We start from the raw sequence: 15,410 nt of genomic DNA on the forward strand, positions 1-15,410 counted from the left end.
AGAAGGTTGTGCTCTTTGGAAGACCGCGCCCCCGACGTCTCGCTGCGCCGCATCACCCGGCTCTTCAAGCCGCACCGCCTGCGGCTCACCGTGGTGACCGTGCTCATCATGGCGTCCTCCGTGCTGGGCATGGCCTCCCCCTTCCTGCTGCGGGAGGTCATCGACCGCGCGCTGCCCGACCAGGACGTCACCCTGCTCGCCTGGCTGGTGGCCGGCATGGTCGCCGTCGCCGCCGTGACCTCCGCACTCGGCATCGTCCAGACGTGGATGTCGGCCACCGTCGGACAGCGGGTCGTCCACCGGCTGCGCGTCGACATGTTCACCCACCTGCAGCGGCAGTCCGTCGCGTTCTTCACCCGGACCCGCACCGGCGAGATCCAGTCGCGCATCACCAACGACATCGGCGGTGTGCAGTCGGTGGTCACCTCGACCGCCACGTCGATCACCTCCAACCTGACCACCGCGGCGGCCAGTGGGATCGCCATGGTCGCGCTGTCCTGGCAGCTCTCCCTGGTCTCGCTGGTCGTGCTCCCACCGGCGCTGCACCTGAGCCGCCGGGTCGCGAAGATGCGCAAGGAGATCACCGCCCTGCGCCAGACAGAGCTCGCCGACCTCAACGTCACCATCGAGGAAGGACTGTCGATCAGCGGGGCGCAACTGAGCAAGACCATGGGCGCGGGCGCCGCGCTCGTCGAGCGGTTCAGCCTCTCCTCGACCCGCCTCATCGACCTGCAGATGCGCTCGCAGCTGGCCGGCCGGTGGCGGATGGCGACGATGAGCGTCATCTTCGCCGCCATCCCCGCGGTCATCTACCTCAGCGCCGGGCTGCCGCCGACCGCCGGCACGCTCAGCATCGGCACCCTGGTCGCCTTCACCACGCTGCAGGCCGGGCTGTTCCGGCCGCTGATGGGCCTGCTCAACGTCGGCGTCTCGGTGAGCACCTCGAAGGTGCTGTTCGGGCGCATATTCGCATACCTGGACCTGCCGATCGAGGTCGACGACCCGGCCGTGCCGGTCGAGCTGCCCCGCCCGGTCCGCGGCCACCTGCGCTTCGAGAACGTGACCTTCCGCTACCCCGGCAGCCGCACGGCTGCGATCGACAACGTCTGCCTGGACGTGCCGGCCGGCACGTCGCTGGCCCTGGTCGGCGAGACCGGCTCCGGCAAGACCACCATCGGCACGCTGATCGTGCGGTTCCACGACCCGGCCGCCGGCCGGATCACCATCGACGGCGTCGACCTGCGCGACCTGCGCCTGGCCGACCTGGCCGGGGTGGTCGGGCTGGTCAGCCAGGAGACCTATCTGCTGCACACGACCGTGCGGGAAAACCTGCGGTACGCCCGCCCGGACGCCACCGACGCCCACCTCGAGCAGGCGGCTCGGGCCGCGCAGATCCACGACGTGATCGCCGGGCTGCCCGACGGCTACGACACCGTTGTCGGCTCGCGCGGCCACCGGTTCTCCGGCGGCGAGAAGCAGCGCATCGCGATCGCCCGGACGCTGCTGCGCGACCCCCGGATCCTGGTGCTGGACGAGGCCACGAGCGCCCTGGACACCTCGACCGAACGGGCGGTGCAGCGCGCCTTCGACGAACTGGCCCGCGGCCGCACGACGGTGACGATCGCGCACCGGCTGTCGACCGTGCGCAACGCCGACCAGATCGCCGTCGTCGATCACGGCCGCATCCTCGAACAGGGCACCCACGACAGCCTGATCTCCGTCGGTGGGCGGTACGCCGCCCTCACCGCGTGAGGCCCGGCACGCCGACCGTCGGCCAGGCCGAGTTCCTCCAGCAGCGGAGCAGGTATTGCGGTTTGTCTGCCAGGCGCCCGCCGCGTGCCGAATACAGCAGGTGGTACGCGTCCCGGCACAGCCGCGCGGCCTGCAGACCCTGGAGATCACCTATGCCCAGCAAACAGTTCGTGACGTTCGACGTGGCGAACCAGTTCTTCGGCGTTCCGGTCGCCGCCGTCCAGGAGGTCCTGCTCAACGATGTCTACACGGCGATCCCGCTTGCCCCGCCCGCGTACGGCGGGCTGTTCAACCTGCGCGGGGAGGTCATCGGCACCGTCGACCTGCGGGTCCGCTTCGGGTTGCCGGCCAGGGCGGCGTCCGGGCCCATCGTCAACGTGGTCGTGCTGGCCGGCGGTGAACCGGTGAGCCTGCTCGTCGACAAGATCGGGCTGGTCGTCGACGTGGACGACGAGGCGTTCGACGCACCGCCGGACACCCTGACCGGCCCGGTGCGGTCGATGGTCACCGGCACGTACCGGACCGACGATCGGCTCCTGGTGATCCTCGACGTCGAAGCATGCGTCACGGTGACCCGCAGCGGCGCGTGACGGGGCGGGGTCGAGGGTCTCCGGGCCGGGGTTCGGCGACTCAACGTTCCCGGGGGCGGGATTTCCCTGATCCGAACGGCCGAGGTTGCACGCGGGTCGCCGGCGAGCGCGCGTAGGCCGCCTCGATCATCGCCTCGTCGGACGACGCGATCATGGGATGACCTGCGTCGGTGCCGCGACGAGGCTGCGCAGGATCAGTGAGCTGCACCAGGCTCACGAGCGTTTCGAGATCCGGGCCGATGAGCGCCGGGCCGACCTGCAGGACGCGGTGCAGCCGACCAGACAGCCGACAACTCGGCGTAGTCCAAGGGCTTCCCGAGCGCCGGCGTCGGATCCCTGATGCTCCTGCGTGCCGGGGTGGCCGTCCGCGTCGGCGTCGATGACCCGGCCGAAGGAGCCTGACGAGCACCGCCGCCGGCACGAAGAGCCGGATGCGCGACAACCGCAGCGCCGCAGGCCGTTCGCCTACCGGTGCACGCTGTCACGCGATGGTGCGGTCAGCGCCCTCCGTTCACGCCGGCGCGACAGCCACCGATGAACGCAACAGCGCCTCCGGCCGGCACAGCACGGTGATCCGATACGACAGGCCGACGTTGGACCAGATCTGGCCCCGCAGCGTGAGGCAGATGCCGACCCGGTCGTCGTGCTCCGGGTGCTCGAAGAAGTCCGCCCGCGGGTCCGCGATCGCGCCGACCAGCCCCTGGGTGCCCTGCGTGGTGCCAGGCACCTGGAGCAGGCCGACGGCGACCTGCACCTCGGCGTCGTCGAGCTCGACGACGGTGTACCAATGGGTGTCAGGCAGAAACAGCTGCGAGTCGACAGCGCGCCGCTGGTAGCGCGGTCCCATCATTCCGGATGCCGGGTCGGGGATGTCGCCGATCCAGGCCGTACCGGCGAAGTCGGTGCGCAACCGCTGAGCGTCGGAGCGGAACCCCGTCACGAGCGTGTCGAGGCGAGGCTGGGCGGCGAGGTGCACGGATGCGTCGGTCACGATCGCACCCTAATCCGAGCCTGAATTCTCGTTCCCGCCGCGGGGCGGCTCCCATACAGCACTTCTGCAGGCGGCGCCTGCCTAAACCGGGACAAAATGTCCGACCGTTCGCGTTTTTGAGACAGGAAGTGCCCGGCCCTGCAGCGTAGACCCATGAAGAGCAACCTCACAGCTTTGCTTCGGACGACGCGCGCCGCCGCCGCAATGGCGCTGGTCGCCGGGGTCATCGTCGTGGTGCCGGCGTCGCTCGCCGCCGCCGTCGGCGATCCAGCGCCACTGGTCATTTCTGAGTTTCGGGTTCGTGGGCCAAGCGGAGCCAACGACGAGTTCATTGAAATTGCCAACACCGCCGGCTCGCCGCATACCGTCGCCGCGGCGAGCGGCGCAGGGTATGGCGTGGCCGCATCCGATGGCACAACCCGTTGCACCATCCCTGACGGAACCGTGATCCCCGGCCACGGTCATTACCTGTGCGTCAACAGCGTCGGCTATTCGCTGGCGAGCTACCCCAGCGGCATTGAGATGACCGCCACCGGTGACGCCACCTATGCCACGGACATTCCGGACAACGCAGGTATTTCGCTGTTCAACAACGACACCGGCGGCGGGAGTTACGATCTCGCTAATCGACTGGACGCGGTCGGTAGTACGAGCGAGGCGAACACCCTCTACAAAGAGGGTGCCGGCTATCCGGCGATTACTCCTTTCAGTATTGACTACAGCTTCTATCGCAGCCTTTCCACCGGCACGATAGCCGGCCGGAACCAGATCGACACGGCCACACCGGGCATTCCGAAAGATACCAACGACAATGCGGCGGATCTAGTTTTCGTTGACACCAATGGAACTTCGGCCGGCGCCGGCCAACGGCTTGGCGCCCCAGGGCCGGAAGACCTGAGCTCGCCGGTGTCCGGTGACGGTCTTACCGTGAGCCTACTCAATGATTGCGTTTCGGAAAGTGCCGCGCCAAATGTGATCAGCGACGAGACGTCCGATCCAGCAAACAACTCGACGTTCGGCACTATCACGTATCGACGTACAGTAACGAACAACACGGACGCGCCGATCACCCTGTTGCGTATCCGGGTCGCCGACATCCGAACATTCCCGGCTCCCAGCGGCGTCGCTGATTTGCGGCCACGGAACGTCCTGGGCGGCACTGCCACTGTTGATCACACGTCATGCGGTGGAACCAGCTCGGATGTGCCGGTCGTCGGCACAACCCTCCAGGAAGCGCCGTCCCAGCCGAATGGTGGCGGATTCAACTCGAGCTTGTCAGTCACTCTCGCGCAGCCACTTGCTCCTGCCGCGAGTGTCAACGTCAACATTCGGACCGGGGTCCAGCAGAAGGGAATCAACGGAGTCCGTTTCATCACCGAGGCACTTCCCGGTGCCGGTACCGGAACACCAACGCTGACGTGTGCCGGCGCCTCGATCGCGGGCACAGGGGCGAGCTACTGCAATTTGGCCCCCCCGACGATCTCCGCTCCGTCCGCCAGCGCGGTGCTGACGAACGGTGCGGTGACGGTCAGCGGCAACGGTGGCGAAAGCGACGCCACGGTGACGGCAACGTTTGCCGGACCGGCTCCGGCCGTTACGGAGTCGACGTGTACCAGCAGTGTTGGGTCTGGCGGGTCGTGGTCGTGCAGTCCTTCGTCGCCGCTGGTTGACGGGTCGTACTCGGTAACCGTCAATCAGGCCGACGCGGCGAGCAACACTTCGGTGAACTCGGCATCGGTATCGTTCACGATTGATTCCGCGGCACCGGCCGCGCCTGCTGTTTCGGCGCCGTCGACCGGTGCGTCATTGACGAACGGTGCGGTGACGGTCAGCGGCAACGGTGGCGAAAGCGACGCCACGGTGACGGCAACGTTTGTCGGACCGGCTCCGGCCGTTACGGAGTCGACGTGTACCAGCAGTGTCGGGTCTGGCGGGTCGTGGTCGTGCAGTCCTTCGTCGCCGTTGGTTGACGGGTCGTACTCGGTCACCGTCAATCAGGCCGACGCGGCGAGCAACACTTCGGTGAACTCGGCATCGGTGCCGTTCACGGTAAACGCCGCGGCACCGACCGCACCCACCGGGGTCAGCACCGTCGCCGGTGATCGGCGCCTGACCATCACCTTCATCCCGCCCACCTACACCGGTTCAGCACCGATCACCTCGTACCAGATCAGCGTCGACGGCGGCGACACCTGGTCCACCCTGGCTACGTCCACGGGCACCGGCGACACCCGGGTCGCGAGCCTCACCAACCTGCAGAACGGAGTCCCCTACGCCCTACGTCTCCGAGCCGTCAACGGCTTCGCCACCGGCCCGGCCTCCCTGCCCACCACCGGCACACCGGTCGCACCGACCCCACCCATAGACCGGCCGGCGCCGGCGGGTGTGACCGCCACGGCCGGGACGGCATCGCTCACGGTCTCGTGGGCGGCTGTGCCGGGTGCGACCGGATACACCGCTACCGCCAGCCCCGGCCCGGCCACCTGTACCAGCACCGGCACCTCGTGTGTGTTGGGTGCTGTGGCGGGGACGAGCTACACGGTCACCGTGACCGCCAACGGCCAAGGCTGGTCCTCGCCGGCCTCCGGGGCTTCCAACGCGGTGACTCCGAAGAGCCCGGACGTGCCTGCCGCGCCGCCGGACCAGGTGCCGACGACGCTGACCACCGACAAGGGACAGATCAGTCTGGCTGTGCCCGGCCAGCAGATCACCGTGATCGGTACCGGCTTCGCACCGCGCTCGACGGCCACGATCATCCTCTATTCCACACCGATCGCCCTGGGCACGGTCGTCACCGATGCCAACGGCTCGTTCTCCGTCCCGGTGACCATCCCCGCCGGGCTGGACCCCGGCGACCACACCTTCCTGGCGTCCGGGGTGAACCCGGCCGGCGCCACCCGGCAGATGGCGTTGCCGGTCACCGTCGCACCGACCCGCACCGGTAGCACCGGGGACGGTAGCGACTCGCAGAACACCACTATTCCGGTGCCGGCCAACGGGTTGATCACCCTGCTCGACCGCGAGGGCATGCCCACCACCACCGTCACCGTGGCCCAGGGCACCTACGCCCTCGACGCCACCACAGGTGCGATCACCTTCGTACCAGTGACCGGCTTCGTCGGCCGGGCGACCCCGGTCGCGTACCGGATCACCGACACCGTCGGCTCCGTGGTCAACGGCTCATACACCGCCACCGTCACCACCGGCGGCGGCGAAGATCCGGGTCCGTCACCCTCCACCGGATCGTCGAAGGTCGTCATCGCCAGGCTCGCGGTGACTCGCGGGCTACCGCGCCGGGCGACGCTGCCGGCGATCGTCTCCTTCATCGGTGTCACCAAGGCCCGCAACACCGCCGTGCTGTGGAGCACGGTGTCGGGCAAGCGGGTCATCCTCGGCACCGGCCGGGCTGCGATGACCGTGGCGAGTCGTCGGGCCGCGGTCACGATTGTGCTGAACCCGCTTGGCCGGGCAATGGCTGCGACGCCGGGCGGCTACCCCGTCGCCGTCGCGATGACCACGGTCCCGGCCGCCGGCGGGCGGACCTTGCGGGCCAGCGGCCGTACGCGGCTGGTCCTCAACCAGTTCACTGTTCCCCGTGCGGTGTACTTCGCCACCGGATCGGCCAGTATCACCGCAGCGCAGGACCGCTACCTTGCGGCACTGCGGACCAGGCTGACCGGAGTCCGGATCGTGACCTGTGTCGGGCACACCGACGGCCGCGGCAACAACGCCGCCGGCCTGCGCCTCGGCAAACGCCGCGCCCAGCAGGTCTGCCGCGACCTCACCGTCCGGCTACGCATCCGCACCAGCGTGCTCACCCAGGGCGAATCCAACCCGTCCGGCAACAACAGCACCTCCGCCGGCATGGCCCGCAACCGCCGCGTCGACATCACCATCCACTACTGAACTAACGCACGACCAACGGCCGCCCCCGCCTTGTCTCGCGGGGGCGGCCGCGTCCAACAGCACCACGCTGCCGGCTGGTAGGGCGGCGATGCGTTCGCGGATGCGGCGGCGCATCGTGGGCATGCGCAGCCGGGGCCGGCCGACGGCTTTCCGGATCCGGGCCGTGTTCCACTGTCGCACATGACGTGAGCAGGGATTCTGTGGGCGTCGAGCACGATGGAGCGCTGGCAGGATCGGCCCGTGCCGAGTGCACCGACCGGATGCTGATCCACAACGAGCAACCCGCCCGCGCGTCGATCACCGGCCACACCAGAGCCTCGCCCAACACCCCCCGACCACGACCCAGACACGGTCGCGTTCGACGGCCCGCCGCGGCGAACACGAGTCCTCGGCGGCGTCATCAACCAGCACCGACGAGCGGCCCGACCCCACCGCGCCTTCTACGGCAATCGGTTCGGCCTCATCCTGCCCCTGTTCACCCACTACCGCGTCCAACTCCGGGTGCCCGAGGTCGGCGGCCCGATCGATCCCGATCCGGATCGCTGATCGCGACGGCAGCACCGCTGTCCTGACCTGAGATCTCCAGCAGCAGCGCCCGGCGCGGGCAGCCGGCCGTCGCGGCGCGGGCCGCGCGCACGTCGGCGCCCCGCGACAGCACGCCGGCGATGATCGGGTACCCCCACCGGTCCAAGGTGATCAGTCCGGGTGCGAGGTGGACGCACATCCCGATGCCGTCGCAGGCCACTGGGTCGACGCGGAGCCGGGCCCGCGCGGCCGGTTCGCGGTTGCTCACCGGCCCGCTCCGGGAACCGGGAGCACCGCGGCGGCGCCGCGGTGCCGGCGGCCGCTCAGGTGGTGGTCCAGATCGTCGGGGAACACCTCCAGCGCCGTTCGGGCCAGCCGCGTGGCGCCGTCCGGCAGGGCGCACGCGCCGCGCCCGTCGACCTCGCCGAGGAGCCGGTGCAGGCGACCGATCTCAGCGCGGCGCGCCCGGCCGGCGGCCAGCCGCGCCATGGCCTCGGCCAGGTCGCGGGTGCCGAAGACGCACGGGCCGCACTGCCCGGCGCTCGACCGGGCCAGGTAGCCGAGCACGGCTGCGGTTTCGCCCAGCCCGCACCCGTCGCGCGGGAGCGGGGCGATCACCCCGGCGCCCAGCGACGGCTCGGGATCGCCCGGGTACGGCCCGCGCCGGCCGTCCGGTCGCCGGCCGTCCAGCCGGCCGAGCGTCCGGTCCGCCATCGCGGGCCAGCTCGCCCAGGCGCCGCCGTAGCCGCCGAACAGCGCCGCCCGGGGCGGCCGGATCCCGGGGCCGAGCAGCCCGAGGTGCCACAGCAGCCCGTCCAGGGTGACGTGCGGCGGCGGCTCACACACGGTCAGCGTTCCGCCCGACACCACGGTCACCAGCGGTCCGCCCGTGGCGGCTGCCGCGCCGCCGCGAGCGAGCAGGGCGATCCGGGCCAGCGTCTCGACGTTCTGCACCAGGGTGGGTCGCCCGTGCAGGCCGGAGCGCGCGGCCGGGATCCGGCGGAAGGCGGGCAGCGCCGGGGCGCCCGCGATGCCGTTGAGGACCGCGCTGGACTCGCCGGTCAGGTAATGCTCGGGGCCGGACAGGACCCGTACCGGCGGCTCCGCCAGGCGGGCGGCCCGCCGCTCGGTGAGGGCCCGGCTGACCGCCAGGTGGGTGTCGTGGGCGGTGTCGTGCAGCCACAGCACGGACCCGGTCGCACCCAGCGCCTCGGCGGCCGCGGCCAGCCCGTCCAGGACCAGGTGCGGGCGGTGCTGGAGCAGGGCGGTGTCCTTCGCGCTGGCCGGTTCACCCTCGGCGGCGTTGGCCACCACGTACCCGCCGCCGCCCGCAGCCAGCACCGCCCGCCACTTGGCGACCGCCGGGAAATGCGCGCCGCCCCGGCCGGTCAGCGCGGCGGCGGCCATCGCGGCGATCAGCTCGGCGCCGGCCCGGCCCAGGCCGGACGGCCGGTGGCCGTGCCGGTCGAGGTGGTCGGCGAGGTCGTCCGGGCGCGGCCCGGCGATCCGCCGCCGGTCGGCGGACCGGTAGCGGACGAGGCCGCCCAGCAGCGGGACCGGCGCGGCGCGGTGAACCGGCCGCTCCGCGGTGACCAGGCGCAGGTCGGGCCTCATCGGGCCGGCCCCCGGCGCGGCGGGCGGGCGCGGGCCAGGTCCCGGACCCGGTCGGCGGGGGTCCGCGCGGCGTACCGGCTGACGGCCAGGGCCAGGACGCCGGCCGCCGTCGCCAGGTACATCAGGCGCAGCGCCGCGCTGTCGCTGCCGGCCAGGACCCCGTGCGCCCAGACCAGCACCAGGCCGGCCATGGCCGTCTTGTGCAGCGGCCACCAGACGCGGCGGGCCAGCCGGCCGGCGAGCACGGCGGTGAGCCCGGTCAGCAGGCCGCAGTAGGCGCCCAGGACACCCAGGGTCACCGCCGCCGGACGGTACCGCGAGGCCATCGGCAGCAGGGCACCCCACCAGCCGACCTTCGCGTACTCGTCGGTGGCGAGCACGACCACGTGCAGCACGAGCAGGGCGAGGGTGAACACGGCCAGGCCGACGTGCAGGCGCAGCCGAAGCTCGGGACCGGGCCGCCGCCAGCGGGTCCGCCGGGGATGCGACAGCAGCAGGCCCAGCACGACCAGCGCGACCAGCAGCAGGTACGCGGCGATCCCGGAGGCGCGGCCGACGATCCACGGTGCATTACGATCGCCGGCGACCGCGCCGACCGCGCGGCCGGACAGCCAGGCGGCCAGCCCGCTGCCGGCGGTGATGGCCAGGATGTCGAGGTACGCCCGCCGCGGACGGGCGGCGAACCGCAGCGGCGCCGGCGCGGATTCAGGTGGCATCGGGCGCCGTCCAGATGACGTACGGTGCCATCGCCGCGCTCACCGCGACCTGACGGCTGTCGTCCACCCACAGCGCGGGCAGGTGGCGCCGGGCGGCCAGCCCGGCGATCCGCCCGCGCCCCGCGATGAGCAGCGACTTGCTCCAGACCTCGGCCCGGACCGGATCGGGGTCCAGCACGGTCACCGACAGCAGGCCGCCCTGGGCGCTGCGGCCGGTGCGCGGGTCGATCAGGTGGTGCACGGTCGTGCCGTCCACCCGCCACGACCGGACCCGCAACGACGAAGTCGCGCAGCCGGTGTCGGCGAGGCGCAGCACGGCCACCGGGTCCGCTCCCCCGGCCGGGTCCTCGACGCCGATGCGCCAGCCGTCGCCGTCCGGGCCACCACCGGCGACGTGGCAGTCGCCGCCCGCCTCGATCAGGTGGCCGCCACCGGCGTGGGCAAGGGCCCGGGCGGCCAGGCGGACGGCCAGGCCCTTGCCGATCCCGCCGAGGTCGATCCGGTCCGCGCCGAGCCGGATCGACCGGCTGTCCGGGTCGAGGCCGGGCAGCCACGGGGACGCCGCGGGCGGCGTCCGGACGGTGCGCGCCGGACCGGTGCCGGTCAGCGTGACCCCGGACCGGAACGGCAGGGTCCGGTCGTAGCCGAGGGCGACGAGCGTGTCCAGGACCCGGGGGTCGAACAGCCCGCCGGTCTCCCGATGGGCCCGGGCCGCCTCGGCCACCGCCAGGTAGCACTCCTGCGGTACGGCGTGCCAGTTGGTCCGGTCGGCGTTGGCCCGCATCAACGGGCTCCGCGGGTCGAACCGGGTGCAGGCGGCCTCGACGCGGGCGAACACCGCACGGGCCGCGGCGAGGGCGTCGCCGGCGGCCGGGCCGGGGTCTGCCACCCGCAGCGTGACCCGGGTGGCCATGGCCGGGAAGGTCGTCGTCTGCGCGGCCGCGGCCGGGCCGGCCTCCCGGGTCGTCACGAGGCACCGGTCGTGGCCTGGACCGGCGGCGGGGTGGTCCGGGCGGGTCGCGGCTTGGCGGTGGCCCGCGGCTTGGCCGTGGCCCGCTCGGTCGCGCCGGAGCCGCGCGCACCGGGCCGGGGGGCGGTCTCGGCACCGGCCAGGTCCTTCAGCTCGGCGCGCAACGACGTCACGTCCTTGCGCAGGCGTTCGAGGTCGCGGGCCTGCCGGGCACGCAGGGCGACCGCGGGGTCCGGGCTGGGTCCGACGGTGGCGGCCGCCTTGGCCGGCGCCGCCGGCGCCGGCGGGTGGGCGGCTGACCAGGCGAGGCTGCCGGCCAGAACGGCGGCGGCCGCGGGTGCCAGCAACGCGACCGTGGACAGCCGGGGCCGGCGGCCGGGTTCGTCAGTCATCGTCACCCTGCTCCTCGTCATCGTGCTCGTCGTCCTCGCCGTGTTCCTCGTCGTCGCCGGCTCCGCTGGCCCCCGTGGTGGCGTCGGTCGGGGGAGCCTGGGTCGCCCGGGACGCGGTCGGTGCCGGAGTGGGCTCGTCGGGTGTGGCGGCGGCCCGGGCCGCGGCGGCCCTGCGCGCCTTCTTGCGGTCGGCGATCTCGGCCCTGAGCTCGGCGGCCTCGTCGCGGAGCGCCGCGAGTGACGCTGCCAGGTCGTCCGGGTCGTCGGCGGGTGACGTCTCGGCGACCACCTCGGCGGCCTCGGCCGGAGCGGGCGCGGCCGGGGCGCGCAGGGTGGCGAATCCGGCGCCGGTCAGCAACGCCGCCGCCGCGGCGGCGGCAGCGCCGGTGCGGTACCTGGGTCTCATGCCGACTCCTTCAGTCCGGGGACGGGTGGGAACCCGCCGCACGGACCGATCCTGGCCGGGCCGGATGAGGGCGACCGGGTGCGGCCGATGAGAGCCCTCTCATCGGCCGGCCGGGTTACCGCCCTCGGTCAGCCGGTAGCCGGCGCCGCGGACCGTCTGGATCCGCTCGGCGCCGAGCTTGCGGCGCAGGTAGCGGACGTAGACATCGACCACGTTCGAGCCCGGGTCGAAGTCGTACCCCCAGACCCGGCTCAGCAGCTGCTCCCGGGTGAGCACCTGGCCGGGGTGCCGCAGCAGGGTCTCCAGCAGGTGGTACTCGCGGGTGGACAGCTCCACCTCGCGACCGCCCACCGCCGCGCGCCGGGTGGTCACGTCCAGGGCGAGGTCGCCGTACCGCAGGACGGTGACCTCGACCGCCGGATGGGCGGCGCGCAGCCGCAGCCGGATGCGGGCGACCAGCTCGTCGAACCGGAACGGCTTGGCGATGTAGTCGTCGGCGCCGCCCTGCAGGCCGGCCACGGTGTCGTTGAGGCCGGACCGCGCGGTCAGGATGATGACCGGGGTGCGGTTGCCGGCCTGCCGCAGGCGCTGCAGCACGGCGAAGCCGTCGAGCAGGGGCAGCCCCAGGTCGAGCAGGACCAGGTCGTGGCCGCCGGACATGGCGGCCGCGAAGGCGGCGGGGCCGTCGCTCACGACCGTGACCGCGAAGCCGCCGGCGCGCAGGCCCTTGTCGATGAACGAGGCGATCCGCTGCTCGTCCTCGGCGACCAGGATCCGGTTCATCGGCGCGTCCACGGTGGATGCCCGGCGGCGGCCCGCGGACCGGCCGGCGCCGGACCGCCCGGCGCGGAGTCAACGGCCGGCCGGCGCCGGATCGGCCGGGCCGGCCGCGCCAGCACGGTCAGCGGCAGGATCAGGGCGAAGGTGGCACCGGGCCGGCCGTGGGCGAGGATGACCCGCCCGCCGTGCGCGGCGGCGATCCCCGACACGATGGACAGGCCCAGCCCGGACCCTTCCCGGCCGCGTGAGGGCATCGACCGCTGGAAACGCTCGAAGATCCGGTCGACGTCCGCCTCGGGCACCCCGGCGCCGGTGTCGCGGACCCAGAGGGTGATGCCCGCGGTGGTCTCCTGGGCGCCGAAGGCGATGGTGTCGTTCGGGCCGGTGTGCTTCACCGCGTTGTCGGCGAGCTGGAGCAGCGCCTGGGTGAGGCGTTGCGCGTCGGCCGCGACGACCAGCGGCACGACGGCGTCCAGCAGCCAGCGCCGCTCGGCGAGCGCTTGCGCCTTGTCGAGCGCCTCGCGGAGCAGCCGGTCGAGGTCGACCGGCTCGAGCCGGACGAAGTCGGGCCGCCGCGACTGGGCCAGCAGGATGAGGTCGTTGACCAGGCGGGTCATCCGGTCCAGCTCGTCGACCACGATGTCGCGGGTGGCCGTCACCTCGGCCGGGTCGTGCACGTCGAGCACGTCGAGGTGGCCGCGCACGATGGTGAGCGGGGTGCGCAGCTCGTGCCCGGCGTCGTCGAGGAACTGCTGCTGGGTGTCGAACGCCCATTGCAGGCGGTCGAGCATGTTGTTGACGGTGGTGGTCAGCTGGGTGATGTCGTCGTGCCCGGTCACCGGGATCCGCGAGGCCAGGTCCGTGTGCGAGATCCGGTCGGCGGCCACCCGCAGCAGCCGCAGCGGCCGCAGCAACCGTCCGGCGACGAGCCAGCCGCCCACCCCGATCAGCACCAGGGCACCGGCGGAGAACAGGGCGTACTGCTGGGCGTTGCGGACCAGCGAGCGGTACGCGGGACGAAGGCTCGTCGCCACCACGAAGACGCCCCGCCGGGACTCGCCGCTGACCCGCAGCTGCACGGTCACGTACCGGATCGGGCCGGCAGTGGTGTCCGCCTGCCGGATCCGGCTCGGGTCGTCCGGCGGGAGCGCGGCGATCCGCGCCATCAGCGCGGCCTCGGTCTCCAGCGGGAACGGCCGGTCGCCCGCCGTGATGTAGGTCGGCACCCCGTCGACCATCCCGAGCAGCACCTGGTCGCCCATCGGGACCTGCACCTCCAGGCCGGAGCGCAGCAGGGAGCGGACGTCGCTCGCCGCGCCCGGGCTGCCGGACACCTGCTGGACGTGGGCGCGGAACTCGTCGGCCTCGGTCCGCAGGTCCGCGTCGACCGCCGCGATGAGCTGCCGGCGGTTCACCACGCTGGAGGCGACCCCGGTGACCAGGATGCCGAGGCCGGCCAGGCCCAGCACGGCGGCGAGGATCCGGGCACGTACCCCGACGGTGCCGGGTGCGCGGTCCCGGGTGCGCGCGGCGCCGGTCAATCGGCCTCCCCCTCGTCGTCCTCGTCCTGGCCGTCGTGCTCGTCGTCGCCGTCGACCGGCCGCACCCACCGTCGGTCGACGGCCTCCGGCGACTCGATGTCCCGGGCCGATGTCGCCGACGCCGACGGCGACGGCGACGGCGGCTCCGAAGCGGCGGGTGTCACGGGGTCGGGCGAGCGGGTCGCGACGGCGGACGGCGGCGACGGGATCCCGGTCGCCGGCGTGACCACCAGGGCGGGACCGATCACCGGGGTGGGCGGAACCGCCGAGGCAGCGACCGCCCACCAGCAACCGCCCACGACGGCCACGATGATCGAACCGGTTCCGACGACCGTCTTCCAGCCCATCTGGTGATCCTGATTCCGAAGACCCGCAGCTTCATGGGACCGGGATGAGAACTTTCTCATCCCGGCCCGGGCGGCCGCCGTGCGGCGGTGCCGGCCGAGCCGGACCCCACCGTGCCATGTCGCGCCGCCGGCGGGAAGAGGCGTGTGGCCCTGCTGTCCCGGAGCGGCGTCGCTGAGCGTCAGCTCGTCACCCGGGTCGCCCCCGGGGTGATCGGCGAGACCCGCCCGGGCGGCTCACGGGCGGGGGCCGAGCAGCCTCCGGGTGGCCTCGGTCGCGGCGTCGACGATGGTCTCCACGTCGCGGCCGTCCTCGACGGTGGCGGCGATCAGCTCGCGCAGGCCGCCGAGCAGGATGGTCGCGGTCTGTTCCGACGGTGGTCGCACGCCGGCGGCCCGCAGGTGGGGGGTGTCGGTCAGGTCCTGGATGAGGTCGACGAACGCGCGCATCGTCTCCCGCTGGAACAGCCGTGCGTGGCCGGCGCCGAGGGCCGGCACGTCACGGATCCAGCTGAGGCTGATCGGCGGGTCCGCCTGCACCGCGGCGATCCACCCCTCGATCGCCTGGCGGGCCTGGACCTCCCAGGCCGCGGCCCGGTCGACGGAGGCGGAGATCCGGGCGATGGTGCGCTGGCTGCTCTCGTGCAGGAGGGCGACCAGGCACTCCTGGCGGTCGGAGAAGGTCGCGTAGAAGGTCCTCCGAGACGTTCGAGCCGCCCGGACGACGTCGGCCACCGTGGTGTCCGGGTAGCCGCGTTCGCGGATGCACGCTGCCATGCCGTCGAGGAGCCGGCGCCGGTAACCGGCGTCCGTCGCAGCCGGCACGTCAGTGGTGGTCACCCCGCACACGGTAATACGCCTGCGGGCCACGGCTCGGGACCAC

At 72.7% G+C, this 15,410-nt stretch carries 14 protein-coding genes and 1 pseudogene; 3 read left to right on the top strand and 12 right to left on the bottom strand.

Features of this window, described 5'->3' with window-relative positions:
- The first annotated feature begins 15 nt into the window (after window positions 1–15).
- Together ACIBQZ_RS26445 and ACIBQZ_RS26450 are read left to right on the top strand one after the other, a co-directional pair.
- Entirely contained in the window at window positions 16–1,752 is a 1,737-nt protein-coding gene (locus ACIBQZ_RS26445; RefSeq protein WP_396091473.1) for an ABC transporter ATP-binding protein, read from the top strand.
- A 152-nt stretch (window positions 1,753–1,904) separates the two neighbouring features.
- Window positions 1,905–2,342 (top strand): chemotaxis protein CheW, encoded by a 438-nt coding sequence (locus tag ACIBQZ_RS26450; protein WP_396091474.1) that lies wholly within the window; start codon window positions 1,905–1,907, stop codon window positions 2,340–2,342.
- 511 nt (window positions 2,343–2,853) lie between these two features.
- On the opposite strand, the gene ACIBQZ_RS26455 is transcribed toward ACIBQZ_RS26450, so the two are convergent.
- Window positions 2,854–3,333, bottom strand: coding sequence for a hypothetical protein (locus ACIBQZ_RS26455; RefSeq protein ID WP_396091475.1), 480 nt, complete (start codon window positions 3,331–3,333; stop codon window positions 2,854–2,856).
- 153 nt (window positions 3,334–3,486) lie between these two features.
- On the opposite strand from ACIBQZ_RS26455, the gene ACIBQZ_RS26460 reads away from it, so the two are divergent.
- Window positions 3,487–7,239 carry an Ig-like domain-containing protein gene (locus tag ACIBQZ_RS26460; protein WP_396091476.1) on the top strand — a complete coding sequence of 1,251 codons (3,753 nt, stop codon included), beginning with the start codon at window positions 3,487–3,489 and terminating at the stop codon, window positions 7,237–7,239.
- A gap of 51 nt (window positions 7,240–7,290) precedes the next feature.
- Here the strand turns inward: ACIBQZ_RS26460 and ACIBQZ_RS26465 are convergent.
- From ACIBQZ_RS26465 to ACIBQZ_RS26515, 11 genes and pseudogenes are all read right to left on the bottom strand, one after another.
- A pseudogene (locus ACIBQZ_RS26465) lies at window positions 7,291–7,416 on the bottom strand (IS630 family transposase); the annotation flags it as partial.
- 298 nt (window positions 7,417–7,714) lie between these two features.
- Window positions 7,715–8,032, bottom strand: coding sequence for a ferredoxin (locus ACIBQZ_RS26470; RefSeq protein WP_396091477.1), 318 nt, complete (start codon window positions 8,030–8,032; stop codon window positions 7,715–7,717).
- Window positions 8,029–9,378, bottom strand: coding sequence for an NADH-ubiquinone oxidoreductase-F iron-sulfur binding region domain-containing protein (locus ACIBQZ_RS26475; protein ID WP_396091478.1), 1,350 nt, complete (start codon window positions 9,376–9,378; stop codon window positions 8,029–8,031). Before ACIBQZ_RS26475 ends, ACIBQZ_RS26470 begins: the two co-directional genes overlap by 4 nt.
- A complete protein-coding gene (locus ACIBQZ_RS26480) occupies window positions 9,375–10,094 on the bottom strand; it encodes a hypothetical protein (RefSeq protein WP_396091479.1) in 720 nt (239 codons plus the stop codon). The genes ACIBQZ_RS26475 and ACIBQZ_RS26480 overlap by 4 nt, the downstream gene beginning before the upstream one ends.
- Window positions 10,084–11,064 (bottom strand): FAD:protein FMN transferase, encoded by a 981-nt coding sequence (locus ACIBQZ_RS26485; RefSeq protein ID WP_396091480.1) that lies wholly within the window; start codon window positions 11,062–11,064, stop codon window positions 10,084–10,086. The genes ACIBQZ_RS26480 and ACIBQZ_RS26485 overlap by 11 nt, the downstream gene beginning before the upstream one ends.
- Window positions 11,061–11,456, bottom strand: coding sequence for a hypothetical protein (locus ACIBQZ_RS26490; RefSeq protein ID WP_396091481.1), 396 nt, complete (start codon window positions 11,454–11,456; stop codon window positions 11,061–11,063). The genes ACIBQZ_RS26485 and ACIBQZ_RS26490 overlap by 4 nt, the downstream gene beginning before the upstream one ends.
- On the bottom strand, window positions 11,449–11,862 hold the full coding sequence (locus ACIBQZ_RS26495; RefSeq protein WP_396091482.1) for a hypothetical protein: 414 nt from the start codon (window positions 11,860–11,862) through the stop codon (window positions 11,449–11,451). The genes ACIBQZ_RS26490 and ACIBQZ_RS26495 overlap by 8 nt, the downstream gene beginning before the upstream one ends.
- 99 nt (window positions 11,863–11,961) lie before the next feature.
- Complete coding sequence (locus tag ACIBQZ_RS26500) at window positions 11,962–12,645, bottom strand: response regulator transcription factor (RefSeq protein ID WP_396091483.1); 684 nt, start codon at window positions 12,643–12,645, stop codon at window positions 11,962–11,964.
- Complete coding sequence (locus tag ACIBQZ_RS26505; protein WP_396091484.1) at window positions 12,642–14,183, bottom strand: sensor histidine kinase; 1,542 nt, start codon at window positions 14,181–14,183, stop codon at window positions 12,642–12,644. Before ACIBQZ_RS26505 ends, ACIBQZ_RS26500 begins: the two co-directional genes overlap by 4 nt.
- Window positions 14,180–14,530 (bottom strand): hypothetical protein, encoded by a 351-nt coding sequence (locus ACIBQZ_RS26510; RefSeq protein ID WP_396091485.1) that lies wholly within the window; start codon window positions 14,528–14,530, stop codon window positions 14,180–14,182. Before ACIBQZ_RS26510 ends, ACIBQZ_RS26505 begins: the two co-directional genes overlap by 4 nt.
- Before the next feature lie 234 nt (window positions 14,531–14,764).
- Window positions 14,765–15,367 carry a TetR/AcrR family transcriptional regulator gene (locus ACIBQZ_RS26515; protein WP_396091486.1) on the bottom strand — a complete coding sequence of 201 codons (603 nt, stop codon included), beginning with the start codon at window positions 15,365–15,367 and terminating at the stop codon, window positions 14,765–14,767.
- Window positions 15,368–15,410 lie beyond the last annotated feature (43 nt).

The organism is Actinoplanes sp. NPDC049599, from assembly GCF_044465625.1.
Classification (GTDB): domain Bacteria; phylum Actinomycetota; class Actinomycetes; order Mycobacteriales; family Micromonosporaceae; genus Actinoplanes.

What these genes read in the sequence shown, in the direction of transcription:
- ACIBQZ_RS26495 (WP_396091482.1), bottom strand. Translation starts at nt 11,862, where the DNA reads ATGAGACCCAGGTACCGCACCGGCGCTGCCGCCGCCGCGGCGGCGGCG.
- ACIBQZ_RS26490 (WP_396091481.1), bottom strand. Translation starts at nt 11,456, where the DNA reads ATGACTGACGAACCCGGCCGCCGGCCCCGGCTGTCCACGGTCGCGTTG.
- ACIBQZ_RS26450 (WP_396091474.1), top strand. Translation starts at nt 1,905, where the DNA reads ATGCCCAGCAAACAGTTCGTGACGTTCGACGTGGCGAACCAGTTCTTC.
- ACIBQZ_RS26480 (WP_396091479.1), bottom strand. Translation starts at nt 10,094, where the DNA reads ATGCCACCTGAATCCGCGCCGGCGCCGCTGCGGTTCGCCGCCCGTCCG.
- ACIBQZ_RS26510 (WP_396091485.1), bottom strand. Translation starts at nt 14,530, where the DNA reads ATGGGCTGGAAGACGGTCGTCGGAACCGGTTCGATCATCGTGGCCGTC.
- ACIBQZ_RS26460 (WP_396091476.1), top strand. Translation starts at nt 3,487, where the DNA reads ATGAAGAGCAACCTCACAGCTTTGCTTCGGACGACGCGCGCCGCCGCC.
- ACIBQZ_RS26500 (WP_396091483.1), bottom strand. Translation starts at nt 12,645, where the DNA reads ATGAACCGGATCCTGGTCGCCGAGGACGAGCAGCGGATCGCCTCGTTC.
- ACIBQZ_RS26475 (WP_396091478.1), bottom strand. Translation starts at nt 9,378, where the DNA reads ATGAGGCCCGACCTGCGCCTGGTCACCGCGGAGCGGCCGGTTCACCGC.